Annotated in this window: 9 protein-coding genes; 7 read left to right on the forward strand and 2 right to left on the reverse strand. The window is 71.7% G+C overall.

The window, feature by feature from the left end:
* The 5 genes from I59_RS06475 to I59_RS06495 all read left to right on the forward strand — a co-directional run.
* The coding region (locus I59_RS06475; protein ID WP_022903167.1) for an ABC transporter ATP-binding protein at positions 1-732 on the forward strand (732 nt) is incomplete at its 5' end.
* 92 nt (positions 733-824) lie between these two features.
* Positions 825-2633, forward strand: a complete 1809-nt coding sequence (locus I59_RS06480) for an ABC transporter ATP-binding protein (RefSeq protein WP_031273157.1) — start codon at positions 825-827, stop codon at positions 2631-2633.
* A 39-nt stretch (positions 2634-2672) separates the two neighbouring features.
* Positions 2673-4814 carry an acyltransferase family protein gene (locus I59_RS06485; protein ID WP_022903169.1) on the forward strand — a complete coding sequence of 714 codons (2142 nt, stop codon included), beginning with the start codon at positions 2673-2675 and terminating at the stop codon, positions 4812-4814.
* Between the two features lie 89 nt (positions 4815-4903).
* Positions 4904-5329, forward strand: a complete 426-nt coding sequence (locus tag I59_RS06490) for a DUF805 domain-containing protein (protein ID WP_022903170.1) — start codon at positions 4904-4906, stop codon at positions 5327-5329.
* Between the two features lie 76 nt (positions 5330-5405).
* Complete coding sequence (locus I59_RS06495) at positions 5406-6086, forward strand: DapH/DapD/GlmU-related protein (RefSeq protein WP_022903171.1); 681 nt, start codon at positions 5406-5408, stop codon at positions 6084-6086.
* On the opposite strand, the gene I59_RS19355 is transcribed toward I59_RS06495, so the two are convergent.
* Together I59_RS19355 and I59_RS06505 are read right to left on the reverse strand one after the other, a co-directional pair.
* Positions 6044-6472, reverse strand: a complete 429-nt coding sequence (locus I59_RS19355; protein WP_022903172.1) for an MGMT family protein — start codon at positions 6470-6472, stop codon at positions 6044-6046. The genes I59_RS06495 and I59_RS19355 overlap by 43 nt on opposite strands.
* Complete coding sequence (locus I59_RS06505; protein WP_022903173.1) at positions 6469-6927, reverse strand: GNAT family N-acetyltransferase; 459 nt, start codon at positions 6925-6927, stop codon at positions 6469-6471. Before I59_RS06505 ends, I59_RS19355 begins: the two co-directional genes overlap by 4 nt.
* A 108-nt stretch (positions 6928-7035) precedes the next feature.
* On the opposite strand from I59_RS06505, the gene I59_RS06510 reads away from it, so the two are divergent.
* A complete protein-coding gene (locus I59_RS06510) occupies positions 7036-8277 on the forward strand; it encodes an ROK family transcriptional regulator (RefSeq protein WP_022903174.1) in 1242 nt (413 codons plus the stop codon).
* A 425-nt stretch (positions 8278-8702) separates the two neighbouring features.
* Positions 8703-10064, forward strand: coding sequence for an extracellular solute-binding protein (locus I59_RS06515; RefSeq protein WP_022903175.1), 1362 nt, complete (start codon positions 8703-8705; stop codon positions 10062-10064).
* Positions 10065-10090 lie beyond the last annotated feature (26 nt).

The following is a 10090-nucleotide window of genomic DNA, read 5'->3' on the forward strand; positions in this document are numbered from 1 at the left end:
CCGCCGCAGTACCCCGACCTCGTCAACGGGGTCGAGCTGCAGCTCCGCCCGGGCGAGACCATGGCGCTCGTCGGGCTCACCGGCTGCGGCAAGACCACGCTGCTGTCGCTCGTGCCGCGGCTCTACGACGTGACCGGTGGCTCGGTGACCATCGACGGCGTCGACATCCGCACGCTCACGCGCGAGGAGCTCCGTCGCCACGTCGGCGTCGCGTTCGAGGACGCCACGCTGTTCTCGACGTCGGTCCGCGACAACGTGCTGCTCGGTCGACCGGACCTGTCCGGCGACGAGGCCGAGGCCGTCATGCGCGAGGCGCTCGACATCGCGCAGGCGTCCTTCGTGGACGACCTGCCCGACGGCGTCGACACCCGTGTCGGCGAGGAGGGGCTGTCCCTCTCCGGCGGGCAGCGGCAGCGCCTGGCGCTCGCCCGTGCCATCGCGGCGCGGCCGTCGGTGCTCGTCCTCGACGACCCGCTGTCCGCGCTCGACGTCGACACCGAGGCCCGGGTCGAGGCCGGCCTCCGCCGCGTCCTCGCCGAGACCACCTCGCTCATCGTGGCGCACCGCCCGTCGACCGTGACGCTCGCTGACCGCGTCGCGCTCATGGAGAACGGCGTCGTCACCGCCGTCGGCACCCACTCGGAGCTGATGGCCACCAACGACCACTACCGCTACGTCATCTCCTCGCTCGACGAGGACGATGCGCCCGCCCGAGAGGAGGCGATGGCATGAGCCAGCAGGAACAACAACTGCCAGCCCAGACGTCGGCGCAGTCGACCGACGCACCGGACGTCGACGACGCGCAGCAGCCCGTCACCGCGTCGATCACCACGCTCGGCGTCCGCGGCGAGGAGCGCGACGACTTCACCAAGGCGGAGAGCAAGCGCCTCCGGCGTCGATCCCTCGCCCTGCTCGGGTCGCTCGCCGCGCCGCTCAAGGCCCGGCTCGTCCTGCTCGCGGTCGTCGTCGTGGTGTCGACCGCGGGGACCGTCGCGGGCCCGGCGCTCATCGCGTGGGGCATCGACAACGCCCTGCCCGCGGTGCTCGACCGGAACGACTGGGTGCCGGCGTTCGGCGTCGTCGCGACGTACATCGTCGTGGCCGTCCTCGGGGCCGTCCTGACCGCCTGGTACACCGTGCTGGCGGCCCGGATCAGCCAGGCGATCCTGTTCGACCTCCGGAAGCGGGTGTTCCTGCACACGCAGCGGCTCTCGCTCGAGTTCCACGAGACCTACACGTCCGGCCGGATCATCTCGCGCCAGACGAGCGACCTCGACTCGATCCGCGAACTGCTCGACTCCGGGCTGAACCAGCTCATCCAGGGCGTGCTCTACATGGTGTTCACGGCGATCGCCCTCGTCGTGCTCGACCCGACGTCCGGGCTCGTGCTCGCCGCGTCGCTCGTGCCGCTGTGGTTCCTGATCCGCTGGTTCCAGACGAACTCGCAGACGCTGTTCCGAGCCACCCGCGTGACCTCGGCCCGTGTCATCGTGCACTTCGTCGAGACGATGACGGGCATCCGGGCGGTGCAGGCCTTCCGCAAGGAGTCCCGCAACCGTGACGAGTACGGCCGCTACGTCGAGGACTACCGGCTGGCGAACACGAAGGTCTTCAACCTCTTCGGGACCTTCGACCCGGTGCTCGTGCTCATCGGCAACGCCACCCTCGCGGCGGTCGTCATCGTCGGCGGCTTCCGGATCGTCGGCGGGACGCTCGAGGTGGGTGCGCTGCTCGCGGTCGCGCTGTACGCGAAGCGGTTCTTCGACCCCGCGCAGGAGCTCGCGATGTTCTACAACGGGTACCAGTCGGCCTCGGCCGCGATGGAGAAGATCTCCGGGGTGCTCGAGGAACGGCCGAGCGTGCCGGACCCGGTGAAGCCGACTCGGCTCGCGGACGCCACCGGGCGGATGGACTTCGACGACGTCGTGTTCGCGTACAACGCGGACAAGGTCGTGCTGCCGGAGTTCGACCTGCACATCCCCGCCGGGCAGACGATCGCCCTCGTCGGCTCGACCGGAGCGGGCAAGTCGACACTCGCGAAGCTCATGGCGCGCTTCTACGACCCCTCGCAGGGATCGGTCAAGCTCGACGGGGTCGACCTGCGCGAGCTCGACACGAAGGACATGCGCCGGGCGATCGTCATGGTGACGCAGGAGGCCTACCTGTTCTCCGGCTCGGTCGCGGACAACATCGAGCTCGGCAAGCCGGGGGCGTCCCGTGAAGAGATCGTGCGGGCGGCCAAGGCGGTCGGCGCGCACGAGTTCGTCATGGCGCTGCCGGACGGGTACGACACCGACGTGAACAAGCGCGGTGGCCGGGTGAGCGCGGGACAGCGGCAGCTGCTCTCGTTCGCGCGGGCGTTCCTCGCCGACCCCAAGGTGCTCATCCTCGACGAGGCCACGGCGTCGCTCGACATCCCGTCGGAGCGACTCGTGCAGGAGGGCCTCGAGACGCTGCTCGCCGACCGGACCGCGGTGATCATCGCGCACCGGCTGTCGACCGTGGCGATCGCGCACCGCGTGCTCGTCATGGAGCACGGGCGCATCGTCGAGGACGGTACGCCGGAGGACCTCATCGCCGGGACGGGCCGATTCGCCCAGCTGCACGCGGCCTGGCGGGACTCGCTCGTGTAACGCAATACCGTGGTCCACATGTGATATCTTGCGAGCGTGATGCGCGCAGGGCCGTTCCGCACCGATGTGAACGCCCTGCGCGCGTTGTCCGTTCTGCTGGTCGTGACCGTGCACGCAGCCGGGCTCCCGCGCTCCGGCTGGATCGGCGTCGACGTCTTCTTCGTGATCTCCGGGTACCTGATCGCGGGCTCCATGGTCCGCGAGCGGGTCGCCAGCGGACGCTTCGCGCTCGGTTCCTTCGCGGCGCGGCGGTTCTGGCGGCTGCTCCCGGCCGCCCTCGTCACGATCTCCGTCGTGGTCGTCCTCGCCACGGTGGGACTCCGCCCGGCACTGGCGCGCGCCGTGGCCGGGGACGGCGCCGCGGCAGCCGTCGGTGTCGCGAACGTCGTCTTCCTCGCGCGGGACGCGGACTACTGGGCGGCGTCATCGGCGAGCTCGCCCTTCCAGCACTTCTGGTCCCTGAGTGTCGAGCTGCAGTTCTACGTCGTGTTCCCCGCCCTGGTGCTCCTCGTGTGGCGCGTGTCCGGCGCACGGGACGCCGGTCGCGTGCGCGCGCTCGCCGTCGGCACCGCCGGGATGGTGGTGCTCGTCTCCGCGGTGTGGGCGGCCGTCGAGGGTGTCACGGCACCGGGCGTCGCCTACTTCGACACCGGAGCCCGGCTCTGGGAGCTCGCGCTCGGTTCGGTGCTCGGCGCGGTGTCGGTCCCCGTCGCCGGCTCACGCATCGGCGAGGGACGGATCGCCCGCCGGTCCAGGCTCGGTCCGCGGGCACGGGCCGCGCTCGTGGTCGTCGGTTTCGTCGTGATCGGCGCGGCGAGCTTCGTCGGCCCCGCGTCGGACGGTGTCCCGATCCCCGACGCGCTCCTCGCCGTCACGGGTGCCGCGCTCGTCCTCGTCGCCGGGGACGGGCTCGGACCGGTGCCGCTGCTCGGTTGGCGTCCCGTGCAGGTGATCGGGGACGCGTCGTACTCGATCTACCTCTGGCACTACCCGGCCGTGGTCGCCGCGGGGCTCCTGGTGCCCGAGCACCGCATCGTCGGGGCCGTCTGCGGCGTCGGCGTCGGGGTGGGGCTCGGGCTGCTCTCGAGGCGGCTCGTCGAGGTACCGGGCATGCGGATCGGCCGGCGGCGTCGGGCGCTGTCCCGGGGTGTGCTCGGGACAGCGGCCGTCGGCGCCGCGCTCGCCGTCGGTGCGACGGGCGCCGTTCCCGTGTCGCAGTCGACCGGCAGCGGCGACCGCGCCGCACCGTGGGACGCTCGGGGTCTGTCCGCGGCGATCGACACCGGCGTGCGCGCCGACTCCTGGCCGCACGATCTCGTCCCCGGACTCGACGCCGCGTCGGTCGGGCCGCCCCCGGGGTACGAGGCCTGCGCCTGGACCGACATCGCCGACCCGGCGTCGTGCCGCTTCGGGGACCCTCGCGCCACCCGTGCGGTCACGGTCGTCGGGAGCTCGGTCGGGACGTCGCTGATGCCAGCCGCGGCCGAAGCCTTCGCCGACGATGCCGTCGTCCGCGGGCTCACGGCCGAGGGGTGCCCCATGATCGGCCTCACCGTCGAGGGGAAGTCAGCGGACGACCGAGCACGGTGCGACGCCCAGCGTGCAGCGGCCGTACGGGACATCAAGCGCACGCGTCCCGACGTCGTCATCGTCACGCACTCGTACGACGGCGTCGCGCAGCAGGTCGGCGATCCGTCTCTGCGGGAGGCGGCGGCACGCTGGTACCGGGCGGCCGCCGAGTTCGCGGACCGTGTCCACCCGTCCGGCGCGGCGGTCGTCTTCGTGGCGGCCGCACCCGAAGCACCCGATCGGGCGCGGTGTGCGGCACTGCGCTGGTCGCGACCGTCCGCGTGCGCGACCACCCTCTCGGATGCGTACGCGGCGGCGGCCGACGCCGAGCGCCGGGTCGCCGCCGAGCGGCCGACCGTCCACTTCGTCGACTCGAGTCGGTGGTACTGCGACGCGGCCGGCGTTTGTCCGGCGATCGCAGGTGACGTGCTCATCCGCGAGGACGGGCAGCACATCACGCCGGAGTTCGCGCGGCGGATCTCCGGCGTGCTCCGGGACGTTGTAAAGACGGGGCCAGCGCCGACAGCGACAGCAACAGCAACAGCGACAGCGACGGCCACGGCGACGGCGAGCTGCACGCCGCCTGGCGGGACGGGCTCGGGCAGGTCCTGATGGGCGTCCGAACCACGAATCCGACGTCGAACCGTGCGTCCGCGCTGGTTCGACGTCGGATTCGTGGTTCGACGTGACAGGCTCGGACCATGAGCAACGACAGCGTGCAGCCCGGCGGCGTCGCCCTGCGCGACCCCTTCTACGGAGCGCCGTTCCCCGAAGCCGTCCGGCGGTTCTGGCGGAAGTACACGGTCTTCGGCGGACGGGCCTCCCGCGCGGAGTTCTGGTGGTGGTGGATCACGTCGTTCGCGATCGGCCTCGCGCTGCAGCTCGTCCCGCAGGCCTTCACGCCCGACGCACCGCTGTTCGAGAACCAGGTCGGCGCGTACCTCTTCGTGCTCTGGGGGCTCGCGACGCTGGTCGGCTCGCTCGCCCTCGGCGCACGGCGCCTGCACGACGCGAACCTGTCCGGCTTCTGGCAGTTCCTCCACGTCGCGCTCGGCATCGGCTCCCTCGTGCTCCTCGTGCTCTTCCTCCTGCCGCCGAACGCGAAGGGCGCGCGCTTCGACGCCTGACGCAGCCTGCGGCGGGAACCCGCAAGAGTGTCGCCGACGGGGGGTCCCGGACACGTCGCGGTCCTACTGTTCGCGTGTGACCCACTCTCCGAGCAGCCCCACCGCGCGCCTGCGGGAAGACCTGACGTACGGCACCGAGCACGTCCTCTTCAGCACCCTGCTCGGGTCGGCCCTGATCCCGAGGATCGTCCGGCGGGCACTGCTCAACTTCGCCGGCGCCCACGTCGGGTCCGGTCCCGGCGTAGGGTTCGCCCTGACCGGGTCGGCGCGGAACCTCACCATCGGCACCGGCGTCTTCTGCAACAAGCACGTCTCGATCGAGGCCGTCGCGCCCGTGACCATCGGCGACGACACCGCGATCGGCATGCAGGTCCTCGTCGTCACCAGCCACCACGGCATCGACGCCACCGGTGACTGGGACCGGACGGCCTCTGGACGCGCGGTCGCCATCGGTGAACGGGTCTGGATCGGCGCCCGCACGATGGTGCTCCCCGGCGCGGTCGTCGAGGACGACGTGGTCGTCGCGGCGGGCGCCGTCGTGGCCGGCCGCCTCCGCTCCGGCGGCCTCTACGCCGGCGTCCCGGCGCGACGCATCCGCGACCTGCGGCCCACGGAGTCGGGTGGGGTCACGGACGTCGCCGCCACGGCCGCGGTGGCGGTCGGGTCCGGTGCGGGTGTGCCCGGGCCGGACGGTGCGCCCCTCGACGCGGCCGCTCAGAACGGGTCGGTCGGGAACCCCGGATCCGTCGGGTCGTAGCCGGGGTCCGGCCTGGAGGCACGGCCTGCGTCCGCCCCGCCGGTCGCGGTGCCCGACCTGCCACCCTTGTCGGGCGACCAGCGCGCTCGACGCATGTCGAGCCTCCAGGCCGTGGCCCCGTGCACGAGGGGGGTGCCCTCGACACGGTAGTGCTCGAGCGCTCGGGCCTCGTGGTGCACCGGCGGGTGTCCGCCGGACCGGACCACGCGCCACCATGGCAGGTCGGCGCCCTCGTGGGCCATCACCTTGCCGACCGCGCGCGAGGCACGTGACCCGAGCACCGCGGCCACGTCGCCGTAGGTCATGACCCGGCCGGACGGGATCGAGCGGACCACGTCGGCCACGGCCGCACCGAAGTCGACCGGGTCGCGCGGGTCAGCGGTCACCCGAGGGTGAGCACCGCGAAGTGGTCGCCGTACTGGGTCTCGCGGAGGACCTCGAAGCCGATCGCGCGGAAGAAGGCCTCGGGGCTGTCGTCGCCGCCGGGCTCGTACACGACCGTGAGCCGCTCGAACCCACGACTGCGGGCTTCTTCCGCGAGGCCGTGCACGGCGAAGCGACCGACCCCCCGGCCCTGTGCGCTCGCCGCGACGTTGACGCGCCAGATGGCGCTCCGGAGCTCTTCCTCCGAGTTGTCCGCGTCGAAGGTGCCGATGATCATGCCGACCACCTCGTCGCCGTCGAGGACCACGCGCGTCCACGCGGAGCTGGGCTTCACGTCCGACTCGGCCTGGGCGTACGTCGTCGGCTGCACGAACTGTTCCTGCCCCGGCTTCAGCGTCAGGGAGTTGGCCGCGGCGGCGGTCGCTGCGGAGAGCTGTTCGAGACGGAGTTCGGCCATGTCGCCAGGGTATCCGTGCGGCCAGTCCGGGGGCCAGTGCACCGTGCACTCCGATACCGCACCGTTGTGACCGCCGGGTCGGGCGGACCGGCGCGGTATGGTCGCGGCATGGCAGAGCACCGGCGTGGGGCGAACCTCCCGTCGATCGGGGGTTTCAACCGCACGGTCGTGCTCGACGCGGTCCGACGCTCGCCGGAGGGCCTGAGCCGCGTGGAACTCGCCGGGCGCACGGGGCTGAGCGCGCAGACGGTCTCCAACGTCACGCGGTTCCTCATCGAGGCCGGGATGATCGTCGAGTCCGGCACGGTCGTCTCCGGCCGCGGCAAGCCCCGGACGATCCTGCGGCTCGAGGCGGCCAGCCGGTACGCGGTCGGCGTGCACGTCGACCCTGCGATCGTCACCTACGTGCTGCTCGACCTGGCCGGCACGGTGGTCGCGCAGAGCACCACCTCCACGCCGAGCGCGGACGACCCCGCCGAGGTCGTCCGGACCATCGCCGGCGCCGTCGACGCCCTGGTGACCGGGGCGCGGGTGGACGTGGACGCGGTGCTCGGGGTGGGCGTGGCGAGCCCGGGGCCGATCGACGCGGAGGCCGGCGTCGTCCTCGACCCGCCGTTCCTGCCCCGGTGGCGGGACGTGCCCCTGCGGGACGCCCTGGCCGGGGCCACGGGCTACCCGGTGCTGCTCGAGAAGGACGTCACCGCGGCCGCGGTCGGCGAGATGTTCCTCGCGGGCGAGTCCGCCGCCCGGAACTTCGCGTTCGTGTACTTCGGGACCGGCTTCGGCGTCGGACTCGTCCTCGACCACGAGCCCGTCCGGGGTGTGGGGTCGAACGCGGGTGACGCCGGACACATCATGGTCGACCAGGGGCCGCTCGCGGGGACCCCGGACGGCTCGGGCACGCGGGGCGAGGTCGGTGCCGCGGTGGCACCCGACCGGCTCGTGCAGGTCGCCGCCGCCCGCGGGCTCGACCTCGGGCCGGTGTCGGACGCCGCCTCCGTCGACCGGGCGTGGGACGTGCTCGCGGCCGCGATCGCCGCGGGGGACGAGGAGGCCTGCGCGCTCGCGGCCGACACCGGACGGGCGATGGGGAACGCGGCGGTGCTCATCGTGAACCTGCTCGACCTCGACCGCGTGGTGTTCGGCGGGCCGTTCTGGTCGCGGATCGCCTCGGCGGCGCTGCCCGCTGCCCGGTCCGCCATCGTCGACTCGCCGTTGCTCGTGCCCAAGCACCCGATCGCCGTCGAGGACACCGACCGTGGTGCGGACGTCGCGGCCGTGGGGGCGGCGTGCCTCGTGCTCGACGCCGCGCTGTCGCCGCGGGCGAGCACGCTGCTGATCCGGCGCTGAGCGGGTCGGGTCGGGTCGGCGAGGTCGCCGCGGCCGATGTCGATGCGGCGCCGACGCGGAACGACCGTGCCGTCGTCGTTCGACGACGGCGGTGTCGTCCCTTGCGGACGCGGGCTCCACACTGGCGCAATGAAGGACGCCACCGTTGTCGCACGACATCGAGCACGTCGTTCCGAGACCGCCGGCCCGACACGACCGCCGGCCTGACACGACCGCCGGCCCGGGACGACCGCCGGCCTGACACGACCGCCGGCCCGACACGACCGCCGGTCCCGGATGACCGCCGGCCCCGGACGACCGCCGCCCCGGGACGGTCCGCGACCCGAACGCCCGAAATCCGCTCTTGACACGGATAAGTCAATACGGTGGACTAATCCTGCGCGCGGGTGACGGAGCCCGCGGACATCCCGTGCAAAGGAGCACCGATGAAACGCCGCACCCGAATCATCGCCGGCCTCGCAGCCGTGGCAGTCGCCGCGGTCGGGCTGGCGGGCTGTTCCAGCTCAGGCTCCGCCTCGAGCAACACGATCAAGATCGCCTACCAGAAGTTCGGCGCCTTCCAGCAGCTCGACGCCCAGATGAAGGAAGTCAAGACGGCGTACGAGAAGGAGTACCCGGGCAAGAAGGTCACCCTCGTGCCGATCCAGGCGCAGGGCAACGACTACTACACGAAGCTCGCGCTCATGAACAAGGCGCCGGCGACCGCACCGGACGTCATGTACGAGGACACCTTCCTCATCAAGGCGGACGCCCAGGCCGGGTACCTCCTGCCCCTCGACGAGTACACGGCGAAGTGGAAGGACTGGGACCAGTTCTACGACAACGCCAAGCAGGCCGGTGAGGGCGTCGACGGCAAGACCTACGGCGTCTCGATGGGCACCGACACCCGGGCGCTCTGGTACAACAAGGACATCTTCAAGAAGGTCGGCCTGCCGGTCCCGTGGCAGCCGAAGACCTGGGACGACGTGCTCGCCGCCGCGAAGACAATCAAGGAGAAGGACTCCGGCGTCATCCCGTTCAACATCTACTCGGGCAAGGCGCAGGGTGAGGCCTCGACCATGCAGGGCTTCGAGATGCTCCTCTACGGGGCGGACGGTGCCGGCAACACCCTCTACAAGGACAAGAAGTGGGTGACGGGCTCGAAGCAGTTCCAGGACTCGCTCCAGTTCGTCAAGGACGTCTACCAGGGCGGCCTCGGCCCGACACCGCAGCAGGCGCTCGACACCAACGTCGGCACGACCATCGCCCAGACGTGGCTGCCGCAGGGCAAGCTCGCGATCGACCTCGACGGTTCGTGGCAGTCCGGCACGTGGCTCAAGACGGGTACCGCCCCGTGGGCGAAGTGGAACGACGTGATGGGCCAGGCGGCGTTCCCGACCCAGAACGGCCAGGAACCGGGCTACAACTCGATGTCCGGCGGCTGGACGCTCGCGATCGGCAAGAACTCGAAGAACCCGCAGGCCGCGTTCGACTTCATCGCGAAGTTCCTCGACAAGGACGGCTCGCTCAAGTACGACACCGAGAACAGCCAGATCGCCGTCCGCAAGGACGTCGCCGAGGACAGCGCCTACACGGACGCGAACCCCACGTTCAAGTTCTTCTCCGGGCTGGTGGAGCACACCAACTTCCGCCCGGCGACGAGCGACTACTCGCAGGTCTCCAACGCCATCCAGGTCGCGATGGAGTCCGTCATGACCGGTCAGCAGACACCGGAGCAGGCCGCTGCCGCCTACGACCAGGCCGTCGAGCAGGTCGTCGGCAAGGACAACACCGTCTCGGCCGGCTGACGGACGTCACCACCTGACGGACGGGA

Origin of the sequence: Curtobacterium sp. B8 (assembly GCF_000333315.1) — a bacterium.
In the GTDB taxonomy this organism is placed as follows: domain Bacteria; phylum Actinomycetota; class Actinomycetes; order Actinomycetales; family Microbacteriaceae; genus Curtobacterium; species Curtobacterium luteum.